This window comes from Hymenobacter volaticus (genome assembly GCF_022921055.1).
GTDB classification, from domain to species: domain Bacteria; phylum Bacteroidota; class Bacteroidia; order Cytophagales; family Hymenobacteraceae; genus Hymenobacter; species Hymenobacter volaticus.
Map to the genome: position 1 here is coordinate 982,809 of NZ_CP095061.1, position 26,317 is coordinate 1,009,125.

A 26,317-nucleotide genomic window follows, 5' to 3' on the forward strand; every position below is an offset into this window, starting at 1 on the left:
CGCCAAGCTCTGGCGCAGTGTTACACCAACACGTCCACTGCTTCTTTGCGCCGACTGCGTCGCTGGTTCCATTGGTCGATAACCGGGTGGATAAGGACGCTGAACAGTATCACGACCGTGCCTATATAGAATCCGAACGACATTTTCTCTTCGCTGCCGAAGATCAAAACGGCCAGCAAGATGCCGTACACAGGTTCTAAATTGATGGTCAGGTTCACTACGAAAGCCGACAGCCGCTTCATCAGCTCCACCGACGACGAGAAGGCATAAACGGTACAAACGCCGGCCAGCACGCCCAACCACAGCCAATCGTAGCCGTGGAAGGCGAGTTGCAAACCGCGGCCTTCGCTGAAGTAACGGCTGTAAACCGGGAAGAACAGCGCAATGCTGAGGCAGGCGCCCGCCATTTCGTAGAACGTAAGACGAAGTGGTGTGTGGCGCTTCACGAGCTGCGAGTTCATCACGCTGAACAGCGCCGACAGCCCCGCCGACAAAATAGCCACCAGCAAACCCGCCAACTGGTCTAGCTCAGCCCTCGATACCAAGTATAGCCCCACCATCGTCAGCATACTCAAGCCAACCTCGTAGGCACGCACCCGGCGCCACAGGATCAGAGGCTCCAAGAGCGACGTCCAGAGTGCCAGCGTTGCCATACCTGCCAAGCACACGCTCACCGACGATAAACGGGCCGCCAAGAAGAACGTAATCCAGTGCACGGCTACCAAGGACCCCACACCCAAGAGTCGAAGAACTTCGGTTGGGGGAATACGCCATGCCACTTGTCGTGCCGCTAGCAGAATTCCGAGCCCGGCAGTAGCTAGTAGGGTCCGCCAAAATACTAGCTCCACCGGCGGCACCGAAATCAGCTTGCCCAGTATGGCCGTGAAGCCCCAGAGCAACACAATGAAATGCAGGCGGAGGTAGTCTTTTAGCATACAGTGAGTTTGTGAATAGAGCACGTCAGGCCAGGCTGAGCTTGGCCTGACGTGCTCTATTTATCTACGTCTAGCGGGGAACTACCCTGTACAGCACCAGCCCAATGCACGTGAAGACGATGCTCGGTATCCAGGCCGCTAACATGGGATTCAAGTCGCCGACTTGGGCGAAGTTACGACTCAGGATAACGAAGATGATAAACACGAATGCCAGCACGAAGCCCAACGCAATTTGCCCGCCCACACCGGCCCGCGACTTCCGCGCACTCATGATTACCCCGATAATCGTGAGGATAAACATGGCGTACGGATACGCATACCGCTCGTATTTGTCGCTTAGGTAGATCTGCGTATCGGCGGCGCCCCGGTCTATTTTCTGCTGAATGTAACGGTTCAACTCAGGCAGCGTCAGGGTTTCGCTTAGGCGGTAGGTGCTGGCAAAATCCTTGGGGTAGAGGTTGAGCGTAGTATCCCGTTGAGGCAGCGTAAGTAGCTTCTCGTTCGGACCATCGATGATGCGCACCAGCTGAGGCGTGAGGCGCCAAGCCTTTTTGGTGGAATCCCAGGTAATAGCCTCGGCCGTCATGCGGCGCTTGAGCAGGGTGCCTTCCACCGTTTCCAACGCAAACTTATAGCCGACGTTGTTCACGTTGTCGTAGCTCTCCATGTAGGCGTAGCTTTTCGGCCCGATTTTGATGTGCACATTGCGCCCCTTAAAGTGGTAAGGGTTCTTGACGTACTTCCGCTCGAAGTCAACGCGGGTTTTGTTGGCATACGGAATCACCCAGCCCGTAAGACCCATGGTAATAACCGCTAGAATGGTGCTGCCCATGATGTAGGGCACCAGCAGCCGCTTGAAACTCACGCCGCTAGCCAGAATAGCCACAATCTCGGTGCGGGCCGCTAGCTGCGCCGTCACGAAAACCACCGCAATGAACACGGTGATTGGTGAAAGCAAATTAGCGTAGTACGGAAACAGGTTCACGTAGTACTCCAGCATAATCTGCTTCACGCCCAGGTTATGCTTGAGAAAGTCGTCGTTCTTCTCGGTGAAGTCAATCACGCAAATCACCATCACCAACACAAGGACAGTGAAGAAGAAGGCCGTGAGAAATTTCTTGAGAATGTACTTATCGAGCAGTTTCATTTTTATTTATCCTGAACGTCATGCTGAGCGCAGCCGAAGCATCTCGCTAGTGTGGTAAACTTCATTTACTTTGGCAACCTCAGCACGCGAGATGCTTCGACTCCGGCTCCGCCTTCGCTCAGCATGACGTTTCTTTGTCTACAGCCTCGTCATCAACTGCACGACCATCTTCTCCTTCCACTCGCGGAAGGTGCCAGCTAAAATCTGCTGCCGCGCTTGCTTTACCAGCCACAGATAAAAGGTCAGGTTGTGAATGGAGGCAATTTGCGGGCCGAGCATTTCCTTGCTGTGAAAGAGGTGGCGCACGTAGGCTTTCGAATAGAACGTGCTGACGTAGCCACCTAGTTCAGCATCAATCGGCTCGAAATCGTCGGCCCACTTCTTATTACTGATGTTGATGATACCCTGCGTGGTGAAGAGCATACCGTTGCGGGCATTGCGGGTCGGCATAACGCAGTCGAACATATCTACGCCCAACGCTATATTCTCCAAAATATTGGCCGGGGTACCTACGCCCATCAGATAGCGCGGCTTGTCTTTGGGCAGGATGTCGCAGACCAACTCAGTCATTTCGTACATCAGTTCGGCGGGCTCGCCCACGCTTAGGCCACCAATGGCGTTGCCTTCGCGCTGCTGCTCGGCGATAAACTCGGCCGATTTGATGCGCAAATCCTTGAACGTGCTACCCTGCACAATCGGGAATAGCGTTTGGGAATAGCCGTAGTGACCCTCGGTGCTGTCGAAGCGCTGGATGCAACGTTTCAGCCAGCGGTGCGTCATATCGAGGGAGCGGCGGGCGTAGTCGTACTCGCAGGGCCACGGCGTGCACTCGTCGAAGGCCATGATGATGTCGGCCCCAATAATGCGCTGAATGTCCATCACGCCTTCCGGCGAAAACAAGTGCTGGCTGCCATCAATGTGGGAGCGAAATTTCACGCCTTCCTCCTTGATTTTGCGGGTGCCGCTGAGCGAGTACACCTGGTAGCCACCCGAGTCGGTGAGGATGGGCCGGTCCCAGCCGTTAAACTTGTGTAAGCCACCAGCTTTGTGCAGGATGTCGAGGCCGGGGCGCAAGTACAGGTGGTACGTATTGCCGAGGATGATCTGAGCCTGCACGTCGTTGGTGAGGTCGCGCTGCTGCACGGCCTTCACGGTGCCCACCGTCCCGACGGGCATAAAAATGGGCGTTTCAATAGCGCCGTGGTCGGTGTGCACTACACCGGCGCGGGCTTTGGTATGGGGGTCGTTGGTTACTAAGTCGAAAGTCATGCGGGAAAGTTGATTTCGCGCCGTGCGATTGGGTATAGGCTCTATTTTCTCGCGGCCACAGTTCAATTGCTGCAAGAAACTTGGTCCTATTCACTGCTAACGCCGGCGCGAAAGTCGTAAGAACCACAAAGGTACTTCCGCCACCTCGAATGCCTACTTTTGCAGGCTAATTCACTTCCTTGTTTTGTTGCTGAGCTTTTCTCCGACCGTTTGGCTGCTGCTGGTTACTGTGCTGGTGCAGCTGGTGTATGCGGCCTATTACTTTTTGCCCTTCGCCAACCGTCCGCCGGAACCTGAACCCGATGCCACGCAAGCACAGCCTGTATCAATAATCGTGTGCGCCCACAACGAACTCGACAATTTGCGTCGGCTGCTGCCCCTGCTCCTGAAGCAGTACTATCCTGCCGGTTTCGAGGTTGTGCTAGTAGATGACCGTTCCACCGACGATTCATTTCTCTACATCCAGCAACTCACGCAGTACTACGCTACTGTCCGGCTGGTCACCATAGCCAGCACCCCCAAAGGGTTAGCCCCCAAGAAATATGCCCTCACCCTTGGTATCAAGGCAGCCCAACACGCCCGGTTGCTCTTTACCGATGCTGACTGTATCCCGGCTACCAACCAGTGGCTGCTTAGTATGCAGGCCGGATTTCAGCACCCTGCCGATGTAGTATTGGGCTACTCGGCTTACAGGCCCGAACCCGGGTTTCTGAATAAGCTGATTCGGTTTGAAACCTTACTCACCGGGGCACAGTATCTCTCGTTCGCGTGGCGTGGGAAACCATACATGGGAGTGGGCCGCAACCTAGCCTATACCCAAGATGTCTTTCGCTCTACCAGGGGGTTTGCCTCCCACATTCGCAGCCTCAGCGGCGACGACGACCTGTTTGTGCAGGATGCCGTGGCGCAGGGAAAACGAGTAACGGTGGTAGCCGAGCCCGTAGCGCATACACTCAGTGAACCAGCTCGGACCTGGACTAGCTGGTGGCGGCAGAAACGGCGACATATGTCGGCGGGGCGCAGCTACCGGGTTGCCGACCGCTGGCGCATTGGAACCTTTATCGGAAGCAATGTGCTTTTTCATAGTATAAGTTTAACTCTGCTGTTTTTCCCTTCCGATTGGATACCTTTGGCTGGATTATGGGCCCTACGCACGGCACTCGTATCAGGCACCTATTTGCGTCTCAGCCGACGACTTGATGACTCATTGCCTGGCGCGCTACTGCCAATATTAGACCTTGTCTACTTTTTTTATTATCTCGCTCTGGGAGTCTCCCTGTTTCTCTACCGTAACCTCCGATGGAAGTAAATAATCCGGAAAAACAATTTTCAGCTAAAGCCAAGCACGACTTCAAACTGATTCGGGCCGCTGTAGAAAACGCTGATGAAAAAGCGTATGCGGAGTTGATGCAGATTTACAAGAAGCCGGTTTATCACGTGGTCCTGAAAATGGTGCGCAACCCCGATGATGCCGAAGACCTTACTATTGAAGCTTTCGCCAAGGCGTTCCGCAACCTGCACAAATTCAATCCGGAGTTCGCCTTTAGCACTTGGCTGTTCCGCATTGCCACCAACAACTGCATCGACTTTATTCGCAAGAATAAAATCAAGACGATGTCGATTGACTCGGCCATTAAAATCGATAACGGCGACGAAATTACCATCGACTTCCGCGACCAGAACCTGAACCCGCAGGAGTCGACCATCAAGAACCAGAAAATCGAAATCATGCAGCACGTGGTGTCGCGGCTGCCCGATAAATACCAACGTCTTGTTACGCTCCGTTACTTCGACGAACTGAGCTACGAAGAAATAGCGCAGGAGCTAAAAGCCCCACTCGGTACCGTGAAAGCGCAACTGCACCGCGCCCGTGAGTTGCTCTATGACATGGTGAAAAACAAAAAGGAAATTATCTAGTGAAAAGCCCCGCTACTAAGCGGGGCTTTTTTTATGCCTAATAGAATCGATAAATCAACCAGCAAGGCCTATGCAGGTACCTAACTCAGGGCGCTATCTTTGCCGGTACGATGGATATTATCAGCCGCTACTTCCCGCACCTCACCGACCACCAGCGCCAGCTATTTCAGCAGCTCGATACCGAGTTTCGCAGCTGGAACGAACGCCTCAATCTAATAGCCCGCACCGACGTCAGCAATCTGGCGGAGCGCCATTTCCTGCATTCGCTTGGTATTGCCAAAGTGGTGGAATTTCCGGCCGGGGCGTCGGTACTAGATGTGGGTACGGGCGGCGGGCTGCCAGGCCTGCCACTAGCCATTTTGTTTCCAGAAGCGAAGTTTCATCTGGTAGATAGCATTGGCAAGAAAATTCACGCCGTGCAGGAGATGGCTCGCGAGCTTGGCTTAACCAACGTTACGGCCGAGCAAATCCGGGCCGAACAGCTCCGCACCAAGTACGACTATATCGTAAGCCGTGCCGTGGCGCGCCTCGCCACCTTTCACACCTGGATTGCCTTCCGCTACAAACCCGGCGGCAGTGCAACCAACGGGCTGTATTACTTGAAAGGGGGCGACTTAACGGAAGAAATAGAGGAGTCGGGCCTAAAAGCCAAAATCCACGATCTGAAAGATTTCTACGAAGAGGAGTTCTTCGAAACCAAGAAGGTCGTATTTGTGCCCGTTACGCAGTAGAAGCATCCTAGCTGCTTCCAAGGAAGAGCGGACAAGACGTAGCACTGTCTCTTCTTCCGAAAACGCCGTCTTGGGAGCTAGGCGCAAAAGAATTATGCTGGCACTTGAGCCGTCAGAAACTCCACGGCCCGGCGCTCGGAATAATATTCGCCATCGGGCGTGCCCTCCGCAAATCCAACGTGGCCACCTCCCTGTGGGGTTTCCAGATACACGAACTCGCTGCGGGACGCCACTTCCCGCGGGTAGCAGGTGGGCGCCAAAAACGGATCGTTCTGAGCGTTGACGAGCAGCGTGGGGATGCGGATGGCACTGAGGTAGCGGCCCGAACCTGAGCGCTCATAATACTCATCGGCCGACTTGAAGCCATGCATGGGAGCCGTAAATCGGTCGTCGAACTGCGGGAAGTCGCGGAGCAAGTCTAGGCCTTCCAGGTTCACTTGGCCAGGTAGCAGCGCTGCCTTTTCGCGCATCTTGCGCCGCAACGACTTCATGAAGCGGTTTAGGTAGACGCGGTTTTCGGGCCGAGCAATCTGGTGGGAACTAGCTTTAAGGTCGGTGGGTACCGAAAACACCGCGGCGCGCTGCACCTCGTGGGGAACTCGGTCGGGGTTTTCGCCTAAGTACTTGAGCGTGACATTGCCGCCGGCCGAAAAACCCGTGAGATACACTCGCTGATAACGGCCAGTAGCCAAAGCGTAGCGCACCACAAAATCCAAATCGTCGGTGTCGCCGAGGTGATAGGAGCGGAGCAAGCGGTTCATCTCGCCACTACAACTCCGATAATTCCAAGCCAGGGCATCGAAGCCTGCTTTGTTGAGGGCGCGCACCATACCACGCACGTAGGGCCGGCCCGCGTCGCCCTCCAGACCGTGCGACACGATGCACAGCGTGTCCGCGCTTCGGTCATTGAGTCGAGACCAATCTAGATCCAGGAAGTCGCCATCTTCGGTTTCCACCCGTTCCCGTTCGTAGCGCACCTCCGGCACGGTACGCAATAGGCTCGGTACGATAGTCTGCAAGTGGCCATTGAAAAGGTAGAACGGCGGCTGATAGCGAGAGTGTGCAACAAGAGGCATAAGGACCGCAAGCTAGGTACAAAGCAACTGCTTAGTTAAGCAATGAAATATAAACAGATAATGTAGGCATGCATACTTTTTAATCGCAGAAAACTTGCCTCAGGCCTTGTAGAACTGTAGTTGCCGAAGGAAAGTTGCTGATGGAAGGCAAGCAAAATATATCAGATAGGCAAACAGGTAGCACTGTGTTAGTAGAGGTAACATGAATCCACAAAATGCCAAACAAGGTTGAGTGAATATAGTAAGTTGAGTATGCCTCCCAAAGAATACGGCAACTGTGAGTAGCAATGACGCTAGATGACTCCGTTCAGCTTGGTATTTGCGTTTGTACCAGAGTAAATTCAACCTGTTACATTCTACCAAGTGTTTGCTATTTCCAACCAAAGCCTTACCTTTGCCAACCCAATTGAATTGAACTCGAGCAGAAGACCTTTCTAACACATGGCAAATCATAAGTCGGCCCTTAAGCGCATCCGTTCCAACGAGGCTAAGCGCGTGCTGAACCGTTACCAGGCAAAATCAACCCGCACTGCTATCAAGAAGCTGCGTGCAACCACCGACGCTACAGCTGCACAAGAGCTGCTAAGTAAAGTATCGTCGATGCTGGATCGTCTGGCCAAAAAGAACATCATACACAAGAACAAAGCCGCCAACAACAAGTCGAAGCTGGCTAAGTTCGTGAAGTCGCTGGCTGCCTAAGCGGCAAAAGCTACTTTCTGCTCTTTTATACAGAGAAGGCCCTGCGCGCAAGTGCGGGGCCTTTTCACGTTCAATCTAGTTGTACTACTTGTTGTCTCTGCGCTGAAAACGTTGGCTCCGTTATTTAGTACGAGCCTACCTAGCATTACCTATGCACCTCATGATAGATGGAGAAGCAAAAGCATGTGGCAGCTGAATTGACTAGTTGAGTTCTCCACCTTTACCTAAAGGATGTAGAACAAGCTGTATAACTTCGGTTGTAGTCATCAAATTCGACTACAACCATAACTTAAACGAGCAACGTATTTTAATTAAAAGGCCCGTCTGAATCGTCAGATGGGCCTTTTAATTAAAATACGTTGCTCAGGTTTTAAGCTACGCTTACTTTCACCATGTTGGCTTTGCCTTTTTCATTGATGGGCATAGAAGCGGTGTTGATGAACACATCACCTTTCTGGAGGTGGCCCATGGTGGTCAGCACGTACTTTATATCTAGTACGGTGTTATCGGTGCTCACCATCCGGTCGTAGTAGAAACCGCGCACACCCCATATCAGGCTGAGGGTGGTCAGCAGGGGACGATTATCGGTGAACACGAAGATGTTGGCTTTGGGGCGGTACTTCGCAATCTGGAAGGCCGTATAGCCGCGGTGCGTCATGGCCGTAATGGCCTTAGCACCTGTGTTCTTGGCTAAGTGACAAGCTGCCGACAGCAAACTGTCCACCATAAAGCTTGGAGCCGTAGGATCAATGGGGAACCAGTGGTTGTAGAGGCTCTGCATGCGGCTTTCTACGCTAGCAATAGTGCCCACCATCGAGCGGATAACCTCGGCTGGATACTGGCCTACGGCAGTTTCAGCAGACAGCATCAGCGCGTCGGCGCCATCCATCACGGCGTTGGCTACATCGGAGGTTTCAGCACGAGTTGGGCGCGGAGCCGAAATCATACTTTCCATCATCTGAGTAGCCACAATAACCGGCTTGCCGGCCTTGTTGCACTTCTCAACAATCATCTTCTGCGCCATAGGCACCTCTTCCATTTTCACTTCCACCCCTAGGTCGCCGCGGGCTACCATCACGGCATCCGTAATAGCAATGATTTCGTCGAGGTTGCGGAGGCCTTCGGGTGTTTCGATTTTGGCAATTACGCGCGTGTCCTTGCCTTCTTCCGCAATCAGGCTCTTGATAAAGCGAATGTCCTCGGCCCGGCGAGCAAACGACAAGGCTATCCAATCCACATCATTGGCCAAACCAAATTTCAGGTCTTCAATATCCTTCTCGGTCATGGAAGGAGCCGACACTTCGGAATCAGGGAGGTTAATGCCTTTGCGAGGCTTTACCAGGCCACCATATATTACTTCCACGTCCACTTCCGTTTCGCGGTCAGTAGCCAGCACTTTCAGTTCAATCTTGCCATCATCGAGCAGAATCATGTCGCCGGGCTTCACGTCGCGGGCCAGACCTAGGTAGATGGTGCTCAAGCGGGTAGCCGTGCTGATTTCCTTTTCGCCACATACCAGCTTAATTTTGTCGCCGCGCGTGATTTCGACGCCGCCGCCCTCTACCTCACCCAATCGGATTTTGGGGCCTTGTAAGTCTTGCAGCAAGCCGACATTGGTGCGCAAGTCTTTGTTTAGGCGCCGGACAGTGTTAATTACCGACAGGTGATCTTCGTAGGAGCCGTGCGAAAAATTGAGCCGAAATACATCCACCCCTTCGCGGATGAGCATAGCCAACCGCTCGTAGGTGTTGGATGCTGGGCCGACGGTGGCCACAATTTTGGTTTTATTGAACTGAGCACGTGTTTCCATGGGCAAGTGGCGCCAAGCTCCAGCTTGGTAAGGGGTTGAACGGTGAGTGAAGTGGGAGGTCAGCACAGCCAGCCGACCGTTCGCCAAGCTGGAGCTTGGCGCTATAATCCTCAAAAGAGCAGATTTTCTTTAAACTTCAGGCTATTCGGGTCGAATTGACATACGTACTGCACGACAGGAAGGGCGGCAAGTTCCGTTACTAAGGTTTCGGGCGCTAGCATGCCCGAGCCGTTGCTGACCTGAATCAGGTAATCGTATTCCTTGATATCGGGTGCGAGAAACGGCTTTTTCAGTACCGACGGATCGAGGGAGCGGTTGCGCAACAGCCGTAGCGTGAGGTGCTCGGTGGCGTGCAAATAGTTGCTGATAACCAGCCGCCCTTGGCTGAACAAGTCGTAAATCAGATCTTGCTGTTTCACCAGCCGCAGGCGTAGCAGCTGGTTGAGTTGCCAAGCCAAGGTGTGCTCACGGCTCGACGAAACCACCCCAAATAGGTCGAAGTTGCATTCGTATTCTACGTCCAGAGTGAGCGTTTTCATGGGCAGGTACTAAAGCCAGAGCAAGCAAAATTACACACCTAACCCACGAAATGAACTGCTCAGGTCAGAATCTTGTACTGACAAGAATAGGGAGGCGATGTTTGAAAATGTTAGGGAAGATGGTGTTATTTGTGGCGAGTTTTCTCTAAACCCCCACGGAAATGTCTGAAATTGCAGAAAAAGTAAAAGCCATCATCATCGATAAACTAGGCGTAGAAGCATCTGAGGTTACTCCCGAGGCAAGCTTCACCAACGACCTGGGTGCCGACTCGCTCGACACAGTAGAGCTGATTATGGAGTTTGAAAAAGAATTCAACGTGTCTATTCCCGACGACCAAGCCGAAAACATCGGTACCGTGGGTCAGGCTATCAGCTACCTCGAGGAACACGCCAAGTAAGTGGATAGTATTAAGTAATTGGTTTATAGTAAGGAGACCTTCCAGCCTATTTCAAGGCATATCTCACTACTCGCTACTTACTGCCAACTACTCGTTTTATAGCGGCTTTCGCGCATTCGGTCGGCCTGCCGCCGGCCGTTTTGCTTTTCCACTTTTTCGTAATCTCTGCCCATTCCTATGGCTTCTCGGAGAGTTGTCGTTACGGGGTTGGGTGCCATCACGCCGCTTGGTAGCACTGTTCCAGCATATTGGGACGGTCTGCGCCAAGGTATCAGTGGTGCCGCACCTATCACCCGCTTCGACGCCAGCAAGTTCAAGACTCGCTTCGCCTGCGAAGTGAAAGATTACAATCCAGATAATTACTTCGACCGCAAAGAAGGTCGGAAGATGGACCTGTTTACGCAGTTTGCCGTCATTGCCAGCGACGAGGCCATCCTCGATGCAGGTTTGGCCGAAGGCGTAAACAAGGACCGGGTAGGTGTTATCTGGGGTTCAGGCATTGGCGGGTTGCAAACGTTTCAAAACGAGTGCTTCACCTTTGCTAAGGGCGACGGCACCCCGCGCTACAACCCCTTCTTCATTCCGAAAATGATTGCCGATAGCTCGTCGGGCAACATTTCGATTAAGAATGGCTTCCGTGGCCCCAACTTCGTCACAACTTCGGCCTGTGCTTCTTCCTCCGACGCCATTGTAGCCGCCTACAACTACATCCGCCTCGGTATGGCCGATGTAGTGGTAACCGGTGGCTCGGAAGCTGCTATCACGGAAGCCGGGGTAGGTGGCTTCAACGCCCTCAAGGCCATGAGCGAACGGAACGACGACGCTCCTTCGGCTTCGCGGCCCTACGATAAGGACCGGGACGGTTTCGTGCTAGGCGAAGGTTCGGGTGCGCTGGTAATCGAGGATTACGAGCATGCTAAAGCCCGCGGTGCCAAAATCTACGCCGAAATCATTGGCGGTGGTCTTTCTTCGGATGCCTATCACATCACGGCTCCCGACCCAACAGGCGAAGGAGTGGTGCTAGTAATGCAAAACGCGTTGCGCGATGCTGGTATTCAGCCCGAGGAGGTAGACTACATCAACACGCACGGCACCAGCACGCCTCTTGGCGACGGTGCCGAGGTGAAGGCTATCCAGAAAGTGTTTGGAGAGCATGCTTACAACCTTAACATCAGCTCTACCAAGAGCATGACGGGGCACTTGCTGGGCGGTGCAGGCGGTATTGAGTCGGTGGCCAGCATTTTGGCTATTCAGCACGGCATTATACCACCTACTATCAACCACTTCACCGACGACCCCGAGTTGGATGCCCGTCTGAACTTCACGTTCAATGAAGCCCAAACCCGCGAGGTGAATGTGGCGATAAGCAATACGTTTGGTTTCGGTGGACACAACACGTCGGTGGTGTTCCGCAAATTTCAAGCGTAATGGCACGTCTGCCCTTGTTCGGCTTTTTTCGGCGAATGCTGGGGCAGGACCAAGCCTTCCTGCAAGCTATTGCTACGGTAACGGGCCGCACGCCTTCCAACGTGCGGCTTTATCGTTTGGCGTTTACCCACTCGTCGGTAGTGCGGCAGCAAGGCGAGCAAGGACGGCAGCAAAGCAACGAGCGGCTGGAGTTTCTCGGCGACGCGGTGCTTGGTACAGTAGTAGCCGAATACTTGTTTCGTAAGTTTCCTTACGAGCAGGAAGGCTTTCTGACAGAGATGCGCAGCCGCATTGTGAACCGGGAAAGCCTAAATTCTCTGGCCCTGAAATTGGGCCTCGATAAGCTCGTACAGCTCGATCCGGGGCAGGGCCGGGCGGCCCGTTCTCGTTCCGTGAACGGCAACGCCCTGGAAGCGCTGGTAGGCGCTGTATACTTAGATCAGGGCTATAAAGCTGCCCGCAAGTTTGTACTAGGCCGCATTGTGAAGCCCTATGTGGATGTAAAGTCCATGACCCAAACCACTACCAACTTCAAGAGCAAACTTATTGAGTGGGCGCAACGCAATGGCAAAACCTTGCGCTATGAGTTGAGTGGGGAGCCCCGGCCGGGTGGCGTTATGGAGTTTTCTGCCACGGTGCTGCTTGATGAAGAAGCTATAGCCACGGGCATGGGCCTAAGCAAGAAACAAGCCGAGCAATTGGCCGCTGAGCGCGCCTTGGAAATGCTAGGCGTGTAGACATTTGTGAGGGGCTGTTTAAATGTAATCGGCTTTCTACTGCTAATCGGTATTATCTCTGTAGTTCTTCTCTATGCATATAACCGGTGGACATCGGTTGAGAAAAGCGTGATAGTAGTAATGCGCTCAAGCAATGAGGACTGTGATGAGTTTAATGCTTGTGGAAAATAGAGTCAGTATTGCAAGGTGATTTAGGTAAGACGGGATCTTGCTTTTACTTAATCAATACCAAAAAGGAATACGCGAGGCGTGACAGTGTAGAAAGAATTTTAGTGAAAGGCCTATATACTAACGAAAATAGCCAGGCATTTTTCGCTAGTTGTACCGGGACGCGCATATTTATTGATAAATAGGTGACGATGCTTAAGGGTAAGGATAAATAGCGCTCTACCTCAGATATGCTATGCTTACTACAAACAAGTTTGCAACCTGATCAGCAGAAATAGAGTTGATTTGCAGAATCATCTTTTATTCTGACTTATGCGAATCGCCGGCGCTGCCCTCAACCAGATACCGTTTGACTGGACCCATAATCTGCGGGTAATCCGCGAGGCCATTGAGCAAGCCAAAGCGGCCGGAGTGGAACTGCTCTGCTTACCGGAGCTGTGTTTGACAGGCTACGGTTGCGAAGACCTATTCTTGAGTGACTGGCTTCCAGAGCAAGCACTAGCCCATTTGCAGCAAGTGCGGCCCTGGACCGAAGGCATCTGCGTGGTGGTAGGGTTGCCGGTACGTTTGCAACATCGCACTTACAACACGGCTGCCGTGCTGCGCGACGGTCAGATTCTGGGCTTTGCGGCCAAGCAATTTCTTGCCAATGATGGTGTGCACTACGAGCCACGCTTTTTCTACCCGTGGCCAGCCGGCGAAACCACTACCGTAACCTGGGAAGGTGAGGAGTGGACCTTAGGCGACATGATTTTCGAGCACCAGGGCGTAAAGTTCGGGTTTGAAATCTGTGAAGACGCCTGGCGGCCCGATGATGTGCGGCCAGCCTGTCGGTTACGAGGCCGGGTGGATTTGATTGTGAATCCTTCGGCTTCGCACTTTGCCATGAGCAAGACCGACCTGCGCTACCAGTTAGTGCTACGGGCGTCGCGCAACTTCAATTGCACCTACCTCTACGCCAACTTGCTCGGCAACGAGGCTGGCCGCATCACCTACGACGGCGAAATACTGGTGGCCCGCAACGGCCACCTGCTGCTGCGCAATCAGCTCATGAGCTTCAAGGAAGTGGACATGGAATGCGTGGACGTCGATTTCACGGTGCCACTAGAACCAGTTTCGTTGGAAGCCATTGATCCACTGCCTGCTCCCGACGAATACCGAGAACTGAACCAGGCACTGAGTTTGGCTTTGTTTGACTACATGCGCAAGGCACGCAGCCGGGGGTTTGTGCTAAGCCTGAGCGGCGGGGCTGATTCGTGCTTGTGCGCCGTGTCAGTGGCCGAAATGGTGCGGTTGGGTACCACCGAACTTGGTACGGCCGAATTTATGCGGCGCAGTGGCTGCTTTACCGGCGAAGAAATTGAAGCAATAGCTGGTCCGGTGGCCCCTGCTCCCGACCAGAGTATGCCCGGCCCGAAAGATGCTTCCTTAACGGACCCCGACCAGCAACAAAGAGCAATCAACAAACAACTCACTCACCGCTTGCTTACGTGTGCTTACCAGGGCACCGTCAACTCTTCCGACGATACGTTCAACTCAGCTAAAGAACTAGCGGATTCGATAGGAGCAGTGTTTTACAACTGGGAAATCGACCAGGAAGTGACGGGGTACGTGGGCAAAATTCAGCACGCGTTGAACCGGGAGCTAAGCTGGAAAACCGATGATCTGGCCTTGCAAAACATCCAGGCTCGGGTGCGCGCCCCGCTATTTGGTTGCTCGCCAACGTGCAAAACTGCTTACTCATCACTACCTCTAACCGTTCGGAAGCTTCCGTGGGCTACTGCACCATGGACGGCGACACGGCCGGTAGTATCTCACCCATCGGCGGCGTCGACAAGGATTTTGTGAAGAAATGGCTGGTGTGGGCCCAAACCGAGCTAGGGTACCCCGCCTTAAGCCACGTAAACAACCTGCAACCCACGGCCGAATTACGTCCTCTCGAAGAAAAGCAAACCGACGAGAGGGATTTGATGCCGTACGTGCTGCTCAACCGCATCGAACGGCTGGCTTTCTATAATCGACTCAGCCCGCAACAAGTACTGGCCACGCTCGTGCAAGAAGAGCCAGCCACAGACCCGGAGCAATTGAAAACCTACGTTAAGCGTTTCTACAGCCTCTGGAGTCGCAACCAGTGGAAGCGCGAACGGTACGCCCCTAGCTTCCACCTCGACGACTACAACGTGGACCCCCGCTCTTGGCTGCGCTTCCCTATCTTGAGTGGCGGCTACACCGAAGAGTTGAACGCATTGTAGAAGAAGCAAGGCTGAGAATCCGGTTTGACGGCACGCTACGTGCCTCCTTTGTGCGCCAAGTAGAACCTTGTCGTTACTCTCTTACCTTTGCTTCACACTCGCTTAGAAGTATATGCTTTCCTTTCTCGCCTACATCACCTGGAACACGGACCCTATTCTGGCTAAACTAGGGCCGTTGACGCTGCGTTGGTACGGGTTGTTGTTTATGTCGGGCTTCGTGTTCGGCACGTTCATCCTCTCGCACATCTACAAGTCGGAGCGGACGTCGCCACGCTGGGTAGACGTCATTACCATCTATATGCTGGCTGGTACGATTCTCGGTGCCCGGCTAGGACACGTGCTCTTCTACGACCCTGACTATTATCTGACCTCAGAGCACTTCCTCGAGATATTTAAAATTTGGGAAGGTGGACTAGCTAGCCACGGAGCCACACTAGGTATTTTACTGGCTTGCTGGCTGTTTGCGCGCAATAATAAGTTCGATTACCTCTGGGTGCTCGACCGCATTGTGATTGTAGTGGCATTGGGCGGGGCCATGATTCGTATGGGCAACCTGATGAACTCCGAGATAGTAGGCGAGCCAACCGACAAACCCTGGGCTTTTGTGTTTGTGCGCGATGCCCAGCATTTCCAGCCGGCCACGCAGCCACTGCCACCCGGCGCGGTGCTTGTATCTCCCAAACCTGTGGTAGAAGCCGATGGTAGCAAAACCTATCAGGTGCTGCCTGCTGGTACGCCTGTGGTGCCTGGATCCACTATGATGGCTGTGCCACGCCACCCCACGCAGATCTATGAAGCGGCCTTCTGCATCTTCCTGCTAATATTGCTCTACAGCATGTGGAACCGAACCAAGGACCGAACGCCACGTGGGTTGCTATTCGGACTCTTTGTGGTATTGCTGTTCACGCAGAGGTTCCTAGGTGAATTCCTGAAAGAAAATCAGGAAGGTTTCGAGGACAAACTACCCCTGAACATGGGGCAGATTTTGAGTTTGCCGCTGATTTTGGTTGGCTTGTGGGTGCTGTTGCGCGCAGGCAAGGACCCCAAGAATCCATACGGCTATGCTCCCCGAGACTTGGACGAGGAAGAGGCTAACAACAAAAAGGCCATCAAAGTCTAATCTCATCATTGCTTTCCTCTTTAACTGAGGAACGAAGTACCCAACGCACAAAAAAGCCGCCCTTCCAGAAAGGGCGGCTTTTTGTTGTGTGGTAGCTAACCTACTACAATTGGTAACGGTAGAGCGCTCCTTGTTCGGTGCTGATGAGCAAGGTGCTATTGTCGAGAAACAAGATGCCTTCGGTTTGGCCGGCCCCTTTGAGGGAAACAGTTTTGGGAGTGGCCTTCAGCGCGCTTTCCAAATCGGTACCGTCGTACAGATACAGGGCCTGTTGGCCTACCAAAGCCAAATGTTGGCCGTCGGGGCTTAGGTCCGCGCCGGTTACTTCGCCGGCAATAGGAAGCTTGGTGAGCAACTGCGCCGTTTGGGAACCGGGCTGATCGGAAAGGGTATAAACCTTGCTGGTACTGCGCTGAGCGCGGTCTTTCGTGAACAGATAGATCTTGCCAGCATGCCAGAGCGAGGCCTCGCAATCGAAGTTGCGCTCTTCTTTGGGCGGAGGGAAGGCCTTCTGGTCGGCGTAGCGAAAGTTGATTTTACTGACTTTATCGGGCTGATCAGGATTGACGCGGTAAATAACCAAGTCCTGACGCGAGTTATTGTTGTTGCCCGCATCGACGACGTAGATAGTGCCTTTGCCGTCATCGGCGAGGCTTTCCCAATCGACATTAGGCACGGGAAGTTCGCGCTGGCCTAGCAGTTCGCCTTTCTCGTTGATGAGGTAGAGGACTGGGGTCGTGCCAGCGTCGCCGTGGGTAAAGAACGTGCCCGGCCGGATGCCATGCGCTAGTCCTGAGCTTTCGGGTACGCCACCTTGGAGTTCGCCCACCGATTGCAGACCTGCGGCTATTTCCTTGTCCTCTTTCTTGCCCTTCTTTTTGCCTTTCTTCTTTTCGGATGTAGGCGAGTCGGCATACTCTTTGGCGGTATCACTCTGGGCTTGCGAACAAGCGGAACCTAATAAAGCAATGAAGCTGAGGGCAAGCAGGGATATTCTAGACATCAAGTAGGTGTGGAAAACAGAAACGAAAATACTGCTGGGCATACGGTCCGAACAGTAACAGTGCAACCTATTACGTAAAACAGAATGCAAAGTGCTGTTTCGGCACTGAATTGCTGCCACAAAGAGGCGCAGCTAGATAGTCCCGCCGTTAGGAAAACTTCCCGATCCTGCCCAAGAATTGGGTTCCTTCTGTGCTACGGAACCGGGTCGTAGCCGTGGCCGCCCCATGGGTGGCAGCGGCTTATACGGCGCAAAGCTAGCCGGCCGCCTCGCCACGGACCATATTTCTGGATGGCCTGTACTGCATATGCAGAGCAAGTGGGTGTGTAGCGGCAACTGGCGGGAGTAAGCGGCGAAATCAAATACCGATACACCCACAACAGCCCTAGCAGCAACTGACGAACTAGATACGACATCAACACAAAGAACTACAAACGGCGCAGAATAATTGCCGCACATGAGTTCAAGCAATTCATAGGCATCCTTGTGAGGCGTGTAGTAAATGCTCATGCCCTGTTACTGCTTGATGTACTATCTGCTAATAGGCCGTGACTGTTTCGTAAATTCGCTGACCGAGTCCATTGGTTATCTTAATCTATTCTTCTTTTTTTCTTCTACTCATGCGAAAAAACAACTGGGCGAAAGTCCTGCTCCTAACGCTGTTGCTGCCCCTGACGGCTCGCGCCGACGAAGGCATGTGGCTGCCGCTCTTCGTGAAGCGGCTCAACCAAGCCGACATGCAGAAAAAAGGTCTCAAGCTGACGGCCGAAGAAATATACAGCGTCAACAGTTCCAGTCTGAAAGATGCTGTCGTGCAGCTTGGTGGTTTTTGCACCGGCGAATTTGTGAGCAGCCAAGGCTTGATGCTGACCAACCATCACTGCGGCTACGACGCGCTGCAAACCCACAGCACCCCGCAAAACAACATTTTGCAAAACGGCTTTTTCGCGGCCACCCGCGCCGAAGAAAAAACCAACCCCGGCTTGTTTGTGGATATACTGGTGCGGATGGAAGACATAACCAGCAAGGTGCTGGAAGGCGTTACGCCTACCACCCCCGAGCAAGAGCGCGTTGCCATCGTGCAGCAGCACCAGAAAGAAATGGCGGACGCTGCCAAAGAAAGCGGCCGGTATGTAGCCTACGTGCGCGACATGTTCGGGGGCAACGAGTATTACTTGTTTGTGTACCAGCGCTTCGGCGACGTGCGCCTGGTAGGTGCGCCCCCGGAAGCTGTGGGCAAATTCGGTGGCGACACCGACAACTGGATGTGGCCCCGCCATACCGGCGACTTCTCGATGTTCCGGGTGTATGCCGACAAAGACAACAAACCCACTGCGACTCCGCAGGCCGACAACGTACCCTACGTGCCCAAGAAGCACTTGCCCGTGAGCTTGCAAGGGGTGAGCGAAGGCGACTTCGCCATGGTATTTGGCTTTCCTGGCCGCACCCAACGCTTTCTGCCCGCCGCTGGTCTTCAGATGACGCTTGATCAAAGCAACCCCGCGCGCATCAAGCTGCGCGATACGCGCCTAAAGCTTTGGAAAGAAGATATGGAACAGGATCCAGCACTGCGCTTGAAATACGCTTCCAAGTACGCCAGCATTGCCAATTACTGGAAGTACTACATTGGCCAGAATGAAGGCATGAAGCGCCTAAAAACGGTGGATGCCAAGAAAGCGGAAGAAGCTTCCCTTGACCAATGGATACGGGCCGACCAAGGGCGCGTCCAACAGTATGGCGAAGCGCTTACCACCATCAACCAAGCCTATACTGGCCTGCGCGAGTACAACCTAAGCGCCAACTATGTGAACGAAGCGGCCTTCGGAACGGAAATCGTGACGCTGGCCTCCCGTATGATGCCGCTTTACATGACGCTCAAGACCACGCCAACCGACAAGGCCGCTATTCAAAAGGCAGTTGAGGGCCTGAAGGAGCCAGTAACTGAGTACTTCAAAGATTACAGTTCCTCAACGGACAAGAAAGTATTCACGGCTCTCATGGCTCTCTATGGTAAGGATGTACCTCAGGCACAATTGCCTGATGTATTCCAAACTGTGCAGAAAGAGTATGGCGGATCGTGGGCGAAATATGCCGACTACGTATTCACCAACTCCTTCCTCACATCGGAAGCCAAGGTGAATGCCTTTTTAGCGAATCCTACCCTGGCAAAGCTCGAAGCCGACCCTGGTTTTAAAACCTTCAATTCGGTTTACCTGAACTATACGCAGAACATCCTGCCGAAAATGCAGACGCTGCAAGCGGGTCTTACCCGTGCCAATCGTCTTTATGTAGCGGCGTTGCGCGCGAAAAACACCCAGAAAGTGTATTCGCCTGATGCTAACTCCACTCTCCGACTCAGCTACGGTACCGTGCGCCCCTACAAAGGCCGCGATGCCGTGCGCTACGACTACAAAACCACGGCCCAAGGTATTCTGGAAAAAGAAGACCCTACCAACGAAGAGTTTGTCGTACCTAAGAAAGAGTTGGAATTGCTTAAGCAGAAAGACTACGGACGCTTCGCCGACAAAGACGGTAATCTGCCCGTAGCCTTCATCACCGACAACGACATCACGGGCGGCAACTCCGGCTCGCCCGTTATTAATGGCCGCGGCGAATTGATTGGCCTCGCCTTCGACGGCAACTGGGAAGCTATGACGGGTGATCTAGCTTACGATCCTGAGTTAAAGCGTTGCATCAATGCCGATATTCGCTACGTGCTTTGGTGCATCGAGAAGCTAGGCGGCGCTCGGCACATTGTCGATGAAATGACGATAGTCAACAATGGCCCAAACCCTGGCATAGGCCCGGCTGCTACCGCCTCGGCCGATGCCCTGAGCGACGTAGAGAAAATGAAAGTCAAGACCGAAGACGGTCAGAAAACCAAAGTCAAAAAGAAGAAAGGCAAGGAAACCACAGCCGCTGGCATGTAAGCTTGCTGCTCCTGTGGGAGTTCAATGCAAAAGCCCTAGTACCCTGATGGTGCTAGGGCTTTTTGTATTGAAATAAAAGGCACCTGTTGCATAATCTTGATGCAACCTTACAAAGATATGTTTACTCATTTATAAGCTCAGCAATAAGTGGGTTGCTGATGGAATTTTTAATCAGTATTCATTTAATATTTATCAACACACAGCATGAATCATCCTGTACGAGGCGTTACGCAATTAGCAGGACTACTATGGGCCAGTTTACTTTCAGCTAGTGCTATAGCACAACCTGTTATTACTAGTTTAGCGCCAAGCAGTGCTGCTGCTGGTACCTCGGTTATTATAAACGGTACTGGATTTGCGTCAAGTGCTACCCAGAACGCTGTGTATTTCGGGACAGCCCGTGCCACTGTAACAGCCGCTACAGCCACTCGACTCACGGTGCAAGTGCCAGTAGGAGCTTCCTCAGTAGCACCCGTAACAGTAACGGATTTGACGAACCGCCAAGTCGGATCTTCCTTAAGCTCAACAACTCCGGTTTTCACCCTGCGCTTCACTGGCGCTCCACTGAATACGAATTCCTACCAAGCTGTAGTAGCGGCCCAAAATGGAGGAACGGGGTTTGTCACTGCTGATTTCAACGCAGACAATTACGCTGACTTTGCAGGATTTGCTCCAGGTGGCCTGCTACTAACTTTAAGTGATGGGCAGGGAGGCTATGAACCAGTTGTTTCACTGCCTGCTGGTGCAGGGCCATCCTATATAAAAGCAGCTGATGTAGATGCTAATGGAGCAGTTGATTTACTAGTTGGTGCTTCAGGCCAGTTGTTGCTACTGCGTAACTTAGGTAGTGGAAATGGATTTACAACAGCAACAGATCTATACCTGAACGGAGAGGGTCTGCCTCAGTACGGCGAAATTACAGTAGATGTGGGGGATATGAATGCCGATGGCTTACCAGAACTTATTACCCTCATAACTGATGCGGCGGGTAACGGAGGGAAGCAACTAGTAGAACTTCGGAACAATGGCAACGGATTCAATGCTCCTACAGTACTGCTGAGAGGGCAGTTGAGTGGATTAGTAATAGCTGATTTCAACCAAGATAATCAGCTAGATGTGGTGGTAACAAATACTGATTACCCTCATAGTTTACTATTGCTAAAGCGTAATGCCACTAACACCGGTTATGCTACGCCAGAATCAAGTAGTGTAGGCAGTAACAGCAATGTTTTACTTGGTCTTCCACAGGTAGCTGATGTAAATGCTGATGGCCGACCTGATGTATTGATAGAAGGCCGGATAGATGGAGTGACTGGTATAGTAGTAGCACTTCGTACTACCGCTGGCTTCTCCTTTCAAACTCCAATTTATAGAGGCAATTCACTCAATGCTTCTTTGCGACCCATAGCTGATGTTGATGGTGATGGCTTGCTGGATATTTTGATGTCTACTAGTAATGGGTTATTAGTGTTTCGTGGACAATCTGGGGGGAGTTTCAGCCAACCAATCACTTTTACCTCAATTGGCGGTGGTACTGGTTTAGTCACCGGTGACTTCAATAACGATGGGCGCTCAGATATAGCGGGACTCAGCAGGTCGAATGGCAGCTTGACCATTCTTCATTATACAGGAGCTGTCTCTAATATAAATAATGCACCTACCCTAAATGCCTTAGTTGACCTGACGTTAAACGAGGACGCCCCGCAGCAAAACATTGCGCTCAGTGGCATCAGTAACGGCGGCGACGCCGGACAAGCCGTAACTCTCACTGCCGTTAGCTCTGATCCTAGCTTAGTGCCCAACCCAACCATCAGCTATTTCAGCCCTACTAGTACAGGCACATTGCGCCTAAGGCCTGCCCCTAACGCATTTGGTACCTGTACTATTACGGTTACTGCGTCTGATGGGCAGGCTCAAAACGGTACTTTTAGCCGTACGTTTCAAGTGACAGTCGATGCTGTGAATGACCAGCCGACATTAGATGAGCTACCCGACGTAGTAGTGACACAACAGGGTACTAGCATTGTTATTGTGCCATTGTCGGGCATAACGTCAGGGGCAGCCAACGAAAATCAACTATTAACTTTAACAGCAGTTGTGTCATTAGCTAGTGGCGGTATCAGTGGTAACCCTCCTTTCGTATATAATAGTCCTGCTACTACGGGAGAATATAGAGCATATGTATTAGCACTTACACCAGGACATTATGCCACAGTTACGCTCACTATCAATGATGGTCACTCCAGCAACAACACGTTCAGTCGCACGTTCCGCATTTACTACCAACCAAACGGAAGTCAGTCAAACGCTCCTACGCTCGACCCGATAGCCGACATTACAGCAAACCGAGCACTTACAACTCAAATTCCGGTTTCCCTAGCCGGAATCGATGACGGTGACCCTAACCAGACATTCCCTTTGACCGTGACGGCCACTAGCTCTGATCCCGCATTAGTAGCTCTAGGACCAGTTGAGTACACTAGTCCAAATGTTACAGGCAGTATACCTTATACTGTTAGCACCACACGCGGCGGTACCGCCACTATTAGTGTAATCGTAAGCAACAGCCAAAGTCAGAACGGCAGCGTTACACGCAGCTTTCGTATTACCGTGCCTCCACAGGTATTAAGCACGGCTAGCTCGCTGGCAACAGCAGCAAAAGCAATAGAGCTATACCCCAACCCTGCACCAAATGGACGATTCTGGCTAAAAAGCGAAGCCGCTGGCCCTGCCGACGTAACAATAATTGATTTGACGGGCCGTGTGGTATGGCAGCGCCAACTAACCTCGTTGCTACAGCCTCAACAATTACAACTGCCATCAGCTACTGCGGGCATTTACATAATGCGCGTACGCACTGCAATGGGTACTACCACTCAGCGAATGACGGTACGGTAGAAGATAGCTACAGATCAGTAGCCAGCACAACGTCCCGACCCTAATAAGGCCGGGACGTTGTCTGTAAAATCAAATACGTGAGTTACTACAGAGCAGTAAAATAAGTAGTACTAATCTAGATCAGTTTGGCTGTCAAGTACTCTAAATATACTATCATTGAAGATTGTATGGCCTTGCTTATGAGACAACTCTATTTTATTGTAGTTATTTTATTTCTATTATCAATTACTGCCTACGGCCAGGGTAGCGGCCCTGGCATACGCGGTGCGCGAGCAGCCGGACTTGCCAATGCCTCGGTGACATTGAGCGATGTGTGGGCAGTCGGTAACAACGCAGCGGGTTTAGGGCAACTAAACAAACCCGTGGTGGGCGTATATGCCGAAAACCGCTACTTACTGAGCGCGCTAAACACGGTGGCTGTGGCGGCCGCAATGCCGCTGGGCGCGGTCGAAAACGAGAAAGCCAGAAATGGTGTGGTGGGCGTGGAGGTGCAGCGCTTTGGTGGCAAGTTGTATAGCGAGCAGCGGGTTGGTGCAGGCTATGGCTACCGCGGTGGGCTGGTAAGCATTGGAGCTAGAGTGGATATGTTGCAGCTCAGCATTGAGGGATTGGGCAGCAAGCAGGCAGTAGCCGTATCGTTGGGTGGGCAGGCGGAATTGGTGCCAAAACGGCTGGTATTTGGCGCGTATCTCTACAACCTCAACCAAGCCAAACTGGCCGAATATCAGCAAGAACGGGTGCCTACCCTGCTCAAAGCCGGTCTTTCGTACCGCCCTACCGATAAGGTGTTGCTCAACATCGAGACCGAGAAGGATGTGGAACAGGACGCTGATTTCAAAGCTGGCCTCGAATACCGCATCATCGAGAAACTGGCGCTGCGAGCGGGCTTCCGAACCCTGACCGAGGAAATTACGGGCGGTGTTGGGTTTCAGGCTGGCGCGCTCCAAATCGACTATGCGGCGGCGTGGCATGCTGCTTTGGGCTTGAGCCAACATGTGGGCGTGGGCTTTGTCTTCGAGAAGAAGTGATGCGATACACGCTGCTTGATAGATGGGTTTCGGGAGCAAAGCGCCAGATAGGCGTACTAAGCGTATTGCTGTTAGCGGCCTTAGCCGTTCAGGCACAGGAATATGTGCGCCCTCCCGCCGACCTAGATCGGCTGACGCAGGAGTTATTTGCCGAAATACAAAGCGACCAAGTGCCGTATGAGGACCTCTACGAAACACTGCTGCAATATTATCAGACACCCCTCAACCTAAATACGGCCACTCGGGAGGAACTGCGGGGACTGTTGCTTCTCTCGGAAAGCCAGATTACCAGCCTGCTCGATTACCGCCAGCAGCGCGGCGCGCTTCTTACGCTGTATGAACTACAGATAGTGCCGGGCTTCGATGTGCGAACCATCTACCGCGTAGCGCCTTTCGTGACGGCCCAAACTGCGGGAGCCGGGAATGCGTTGCGCGGGCCTTTCTGGCAACGCGTGCTCAAAGAAGACAACAATGCCTTGTTTGTGCGCTATGAACGGGTGCTACAAGACCGGAAGGGTTACGCACTAGCGCCACTCGATAGCCTCGGCCACGGACCTACGCGCTATTTAGGGTCGCCCGATAAGCTGCTGGTGCGCTACCGCGTCAGTCATACCAAAGATTTCAGCTTCGGTTTCACAGCCGAGAAGGATGCTGGCGAGCAACTCGTATGGAACCCCAGTGCCCGCCGCTACGGTGCCGATTTCCTGTCGGGACACTTGGTGCTGCAAGAGCGAGGACGATTGAAGACACTGGCCGTAGGGGATTATCAACTGCAATTCGGGCAGGGGCTGCTGCTGTCGTCGGGCTTGCAGGTAGGGAAGGGGGCCGAAACTATTACCACGCTGCGGCGCAGTTCGGTGGGAGTACGGCCCTATTCGTCGGTGTTGGAGAGTACATTTTTCCGGGGAGCAGCGGCCACGTACAGCTTGACGCCAACGGTTCGGGCTACGGCTTTTGTATCGCGCAAGCGGGTTGATGCCAATCTGCAGTTCGCCGCCGATTCGTTGGCCGAGTTCGATGAATATTCTTCGGGCTTTTTGTTGACGGGTTTCCATCGCACGCCAAACGAGCTAGCCAATCGGCAGGCCCTGCGCGAAACGGTCGCGGGGGGCAACCTGAGTTACAGCAGCCGTAGCAGTAACTTCGCCGCGGGCCTCACCGCCGTCGACACCCATTTCGATAAGGCCATTCAGCGTCGCCCCGAACTCTACAATCAGTACGAATTTCGGGGCCGGCATAACTTAGCCTTAAGTGCTCATTATAGTTACGTGCGTGGCAACGTACTGCTCTTCGGCGAAACGGCCCGCAGTAGTTCTGGCGGTTTGGGAACGGTGAACGGCGTTCTAGCCAGTGTTGCACCTACCGTTGATGTGTCGGCCCTGATGCGGCATTACGGCCGCAATTTTCACACGCTGTATGGCAATGCGCTCAGCGAAAACACCCGCAACATCAACGAGTCAGGCTTGTACCTAGGGGTGAAATTGCGGCCGGTAGCACGGTGGGAGGTTTCTGCTTATTATGATCAGTTCTGGTTTCCGTGGTTGAAATACCAAGTGGGTGCCCCTTCGCGCGGGCACGATTGGCTGGTGCGCTTAACGTATGCGCCTACCAAAACCAGCTTGCTTTACGCCCAAGTACGCACCCGTCAGAAAGAGTACGATGCCGACGGCAACCGACCATTGCCGTTGCCAGTGCCTACCGTACGGCGCAGTTTGTTGCTTTACTACGATGCCAACCCTACCACCACGCTTGGATTGCGTACCCGGGTACAAGGGACCCGCTACCGTGAAAACGAAGGCGCCTGGCGCAGTGGCTACGTGTTGGCGCAGGATGTGAGCGTAGGTGTGAGCCGCCGCTTACGCCTGACTGCCCGCTATGCCCTCTTCGATGCCGACAACTACGATACCCGCCAGTACGTTTTCGAGCAGGACGTGCTGTATGCTTTCTCCGTACCCGCGCTGTCTGGGCAGGGCACTCGCATCTATGGCTTAGCCGAAATTAGCTGTACCCGCAGTCTTACGCTTTGGCTGCGCCTCGCTGAAACCTCTTACCGGCATCAGCGCACAGTGGGTTCTGGCTTAGAGGAAATAGGAGGCTCCCGCCGTACTGAGTTTAAGGCGCAGGCTCGTTATCGTTTCTAGTTGTTTGGTGCTTCATTGCGCAGCGGCAGCACGGAGTGTGCTTTCTCGGTAGTGACTCGCTCGGTTTTATTAGCCGACACGTACGCAGCTT

General features: G+C 53.0%; 22 protein-coding genes and 1 pseudogene. 15 read left to right on the forward strand and 8 right to left on the reverse strand.

Annotated elements, in window-relative coordinates; translation table 11 throughout:
* Positions 1–20 precede the first annotated feature (20 nt).
* From MUN86_RS04315 to tgt, 3 genes are all read right to left on the reverse strand, one after another.
* Positions 21–935, reverse strand: a complete 915-nt coding sequence (locus MUN86_RS04315) for a DMT family transporter (RefSeq protein WP_245122177.1) — start codon at positions 933–935, stop codon at positions 21–23.
* 70 nt (positions 936–1,005) lie between these two features.
* The gene (locus MUN86_RS04320; protein ID WP_245122179.1) at positions 1,006–2,082 is read right to left on the reverse strand and encodes an LptF/LptG family permease; all 1,077 of its coding nucleotides are present in this window, start codon (positions 2,080–2,082) and stop codon (positions 1,006–1,008) included.
* A 138-nt stretch (positions 2,083–2,220) separates the two neighbouring features.
* Entirely contained in the window at positions 2,221–3,351 is a 1,131-nt protein-coding gene (gene tgt, locus MUN86_RS04325) for a tRNA guanosine(34) transglycosylase Tgt (protein WP_245122183.1), read from the reverse strand.
* 187 nt (positions 3,352–3,538) lie between these two features.
* Here tgt and MUN86_RS04330 point away from each other — a divergent pair, with 187 nt between their 5' ends.
* From MUN86_RS04330 to rsmG, 3 genes are all read left to right on the forward strand, one after another.
* Entirely contained in the window at positions 3,539–4,660 is a 1,122-nt protein-coding gene (locus tag MUN86_RS04330; protein WP_245122186.1) for a glycosyltransferase, read from the forward strand.
* Positions 4,651–5,268, forward strand: coding sequence for an RNA polymerase sigma factor (locus MUN86_RS04335; protein WP_245122189.1), 618 nt, complete (start codon positions 4,651–4,653; stop codon positions 5,266–5,268). Before MUN86_RS04330 ends, MUN86_RS04335 begins: the two co-directional genes overlap by 10 nt.
* Before the next feature lie 110 nt (positions 5,269–5,378).
* The gene (gene rsmG / locus MUN86_RS04340; protein ID WP_245122191.1) at positions 5,379–5,999 is read left to right on the forward strand and encodes a 16S rRNA (guanine(527)-N(7))-methyltransferase RsmG; all 621 of its coding nucleotides are present in this window, start codon (positions 5,379–5,381) and stop codon (positions 5,997–5,999) included.
* A gap of 92 nt (positions 6,000–6,091) precedes the next feature.
* Here rsmG and MUN86_RS04345 read toward each other — a convergent pair whose 3' ends face one another.
* Positions 6,092–7,075: a YheT family hydrolase gene (locus MUN86_RS04345; protein WP_245122194.1), complete on the reverse strand. Its 984-nt coding sequence runs from the start codon at positions 7,073–7,075 to the stop codon at positions 6,092–6,094.
* Between the two features lie 441 nt (positions 7,076–7,516).
* Between MUN86_RS04345 and rpsT the strand changes: the two genes are divergently transcribed.
* Positions 7,517–7,774 carry a 30S ribosomal protein S20 gene (gene rpsT, locus MUN86_RS04350; RefSeq protein WP_245122196.1) on the forward strand — a complete coding sequence of 86 codons (258 nt, stop codon included), beginning with the start codon at positions 7,517–7,519 and terminating at the stop codon, positions 7,772–7,774.
* Between the two features lie 370 nt (positions 7,775–8,144).
* On the opposite strand, the gene pyk is transcribed toward rpsT, so the two are convergent.
* Together pyk and MUN86_RS04360 are read right to left on the reverse strand one after the other, a co-directional pair.
* The gene (gene pyk, locus MUN86_RS04355; protein ID WP_245122198.1) at positions 8,145–9,584 is read right to left on the reverse strand and encodes a pyruvate kinase; all 1,440 of its coding nucleotides are present in this window, start codon (positions 9,582–9,584) and stop codon (positions 8,145–8,147) included.
* Positions 9,585–9,694: 110 nt separating this feature from the next.
* Positions 9,695–10,123: an IPExxxVDY family protein gene (locus MUN86_RS04360; protein ID WP_245122201.1), complete on the reverse strand. Its 429-nt coding sequence runs from the start codon at positions 10,121–10,123 to the stop codon at positions 9,695–9,697.
* A gap of 161 nt (positions 10,124–10,284) precedes the next feature.
* Between MUN86_RS04360 and MUN86_RS04365 the strand changes: the two genes are divergently transcribed.
* The 6 genes from MUN86_RS04365 (at position 10,285) to lgt (ending at position 16,226) form a co-directional block, all read left to right on the forward strand.
* Entirely contained in the window at positions 10,285–10,521 is a 237-nt protein-coding gene (locus MUN86_RS04365) for an acyl carrier protein (RefSeq protein WP_019948606.1), read from the forward strand.
* Positions 10,522–10,698: 177 nt separating this feature from the next.
* Positions 10,699–11,949: a beta-ketoacyl-ACP synthase II gene (fabF, locus tag MUN86_RS04370; protein ID WP_245122204.1), complete on the forward strand. Its 1,251-nt coding sequence runs from the start codon at positions 10,699–10,701 to the stop codon at positions 11,947–11,949.
* Positions 11,949–12,686, forward strand: coding sequence for a ribonuclease III (gene rnc / locus MUN86_RS04375; RefSeq protein WP_245122207.1), 738 nt, complete (start codon positions 11,949–11,951; stop codon positions 12,684–12,686). The genes fabF and rnc overlap by 1 nt, the downstream gene beginning before the upstream one ends.
* Positions 12,687–13,166: 480 nt before the next feature.
* Entirely contained in the window at positions 13,167–14,702 is a 1,536-nt protein-coding gene (locus tag MUN86_RS04380; RefSeq protein WP_375379463.1) for a nitrilase-related carbon-nitrogen hydrolase, read from the forward strand.
* The gene (locus MUN86_RS32230) at positions 14,627–15,106 is read left to right on the forward strand and encodes a hypothetical protein (RefSeq protein ID WP_375379464.1); all 480 of its coding nucleotides are present in this window, start codon (positions 14,627–14,629) and stop codon (positions 15,104–15,106) included. The genes MUN86_RS04380 and MUN86_RS32230 overlap by 76 nt, the downstream gene beginning before the upstream one ends.
* A 112-nt stretch (positions 15,107–15,218) precedes the next feature.
* Positions 15,219–16,226, forward strand: a complete 1,008-nt coding sequence (lgt, locus tag MUN86_RS04385; protein ID WP_245122210.1) for a prolipoprotein diacylglyceryl transferase — start codon at positions 15,219–15,221, stop codon at positions 16,224–16,226.
* Between the two features lie 103 nt (positions 16,227–16,329).
* Here the strand turns inward: lgt and MUN86_RS04390 are convergent, their stop codons facing one another.
* Complete coding sequence (locus MUN86_RS04390; RefSeq protein ID WP_245122213.1) at positions 16,330–17,229, reverse strand: SdiA-regulated/phytase-like domain-containing protein; 900 nt, start codon at positions 17,227–17,229, stop codon at positions 16,330–16,332.
* Positions 17,230–17,423: 194 nt separating this feature from the next.
* On the reverse strand, positions 17,424–17,645 hold the full coding sequence (yidD, locus tag MUN86_RS04395; protein ID WP_245122216.1) for a membrane protein insertion efficiency factor YidD: 222 nt from the start codon (positions 17,643–17,645) through the stop codon (positions 17,424–17,426).
* A 204-nt stretch (positions 17,646–17,849) separates the two neighbouring features.
* On the opposite strand from yidD, the gene MUN86_RS04400 reads away from it, so the two are divergent.
* The 5 genes and pseudogenes from MUN86_RS04400 to MUN86_RS04415 all read left to right on the forward strand — a co-directional run bounded on the left by MUN86_RS04400 (position 17,850) and on the right by MUN86_RS04415 (position 26,226).
* Entirely contained in the window at positions 17,850–20,159 is a 2,310-nt protein-coding gene (locus MUN86_RS04400) for a S46 family peptidase (protein WP_245122219.1), read from the forward strand.
* Between the two features lie 204 nt (positions 20,160–20,363).
* Positions 20,364–20,642: pseudogene (locus MUN86_RS32235) on the forward strand (IPT/TIG domain-containing protein); the annotation flags it as partial.
* A 6-nt stretch (positions 20,643–20,648) separates the two neighbouring features.
* On the forward strand, positions 20,649–23,057 hold the full coding sequence (locus tag MUN86_RS04405) for a T9SS type A sorting domain-containing protein (protein ID WP_245122221.1): 2,409 nt from the start codon (positions 20,649–20,651) through the stop codon (positions 23,055–23,057).
* Positions 23,058–23,236: 179 nt separating this feature from the next.
* The gene (locus MUN86_RS04410; protein WP_245122224.1) at positions 23,237–24,085 is read left to right on the forward strand and encodes a PorV/PorQ family protein; all 849 of its coding nucleotides are present in this window, start codon (positions 23,237–23,239) and stop codon (positions 24,083–24,085) included.
* Entirely contained in the window at positions 24,085–26,226 is a 2,142-nt protein-coding gene (locus MUN86_RS04415; RefSeq protein WP_245122226.1) for a ComEA family DNA-binding protein, read from the forward strand. Before MUN86_RS04410 ends, MUN86_RS04415 begins: the two co-directional genes overlap by 1 nt.
* Positions 26,227–26,317 lie beyond the last annotated feature (91 nt).

Excerpts from the sequence above, each read along its gene's own strand:
- MUN86_RS04380 (WP_375379463.1), top strand. The coding sequence starts at position 13,167 with ATGCGAATCGCCGGCGCTGCCCTCAACCAGATACCGTTTGACTGGACC.
- MUN86_RS04410 (WP_245122224.1), top strand. The coding sequence starts at position 23,237 with ATGAGACAACTCTATTTTATTGTAGTTATTTTATTTCTATTATCAATT.
- MUN86_RS04360 (WP_245122201.1), bottom strand. The coding sequence starts at position 10,123 with ATGAAAACGCTCACTCTGGACGTAGAATACGAATGCAACTTCGACCTA.
- pyk (WP_245122198.1), bottom strand. The coding sequence starts at position 9,584 with ATGGAAACACGTGCTCAGTTCAATAAAACCAAAATTGTGGCCACCGTC.
- rsmG (WP_245122191.1), top strand. The coding sequence starts at position 5,379 with ATGGATATTATCAGCCGCTACTTCCCGCACCTCACCGACCACCAGCGC.
- rpsT (WP_245122196.1), top strand. The coding sequence starts at position 7,517 with ATGGCAAATCATAAGTCGGCCCTTAAGCGCATCCGTTCCAACGAGGCT.
- fabF (WP_245122204.1), top strand. The coding sequence starts at position 10,699 with ATGGCTTCTCGGAGAGTTGTCGTTACGGGGTTGGGTGCCATCACGCCG.
- MUN86_RS04335 (WP_245122189.1), top strand. The coding sequence starts at position 4,651 with ATGGAAGTAAATAATCCGGAAAAACAATTTTCAGCTAAAGCCAAGCAC.
- MUN86_RS04320 (WP_245122179.1), bottom strand. The coding sequence starts at position 2,082 with ATGAAACTGCTCGATAAGTACATTCTCAAGAAATTTCTCACGGCCTTC.
- MUN86_RS04345 (WP_245122194.1), bottom strand. The coding sequence starts at position 7,075 with ATGCCTCTTGTTGCACACTCTCGCTATCAGCCGCCGTTCTACCTTTTC.
- tgt (WP_245122183.1), bottom strand. The coding sequence starts at position 3,351 with ATGACTTTCGACTTAGTAACCAACGACCCCCATACCAAAGCCCGCGCC.
- MUN86_RS04415 (WP_245122226.1), top strand. The coding sequence starts at position 24,085 with ATGCGATACACGCTGCTTGATAGATGGGTTTCGGGAGCAAAGCGCCAG.
- yidD (WP_245122216.1), bottom strand. The coding sequence starts at position 17,645 with ATGTCGTATCTAGTTCGTCAGTTGCTGCTAGGGCTGTTGTGGGTGTAT.
- MUN86_RS04400 (WP_245122219.1), top strand. The coding sequence starts at position 17,850 with ATGCGAAAAAACAACTGGGCGAAAGTCCTGCTCCTAACGCTGTTGCTG.
- MUN86_RS04390 (WP_245122213.1), bottom strand. The coding sequence starts at position 17,229 with ATGTCTAGAATATCCCTGCTTGCCCTCAGCTTCATTGCTTTATTAGGT.
- MUN86_RS04315 (WP_245122177.1), bottom strand. The coding sequence starts at position 935 with ATGCTAAAAGACTACCTCCGCCTGCATTTCATTGTGTTGCTCTGGGGC.
- lgt (WP_245122210.1), top strand. The coding sequence starts at position 15,219 with ATGCTTTCCTTTCTCGCCTACATCACCTGGAACACGGACCCTATTCTG.
- MUN86_RS04365 (WP_019948606.1), top strand. The coding sequence starts at position 10,285 with ATGTCTGAAATTGCAGAAAAAGTAAAAGCCATCATCATCGATAAACTA.
- rnc (WP_245122207.1), top strand. The coding sequence starts at position 11,949 with ATGGCACGTCTGCCCTTGTTCGGCTTTTTTCGGCGAATGCTGGGGCAG.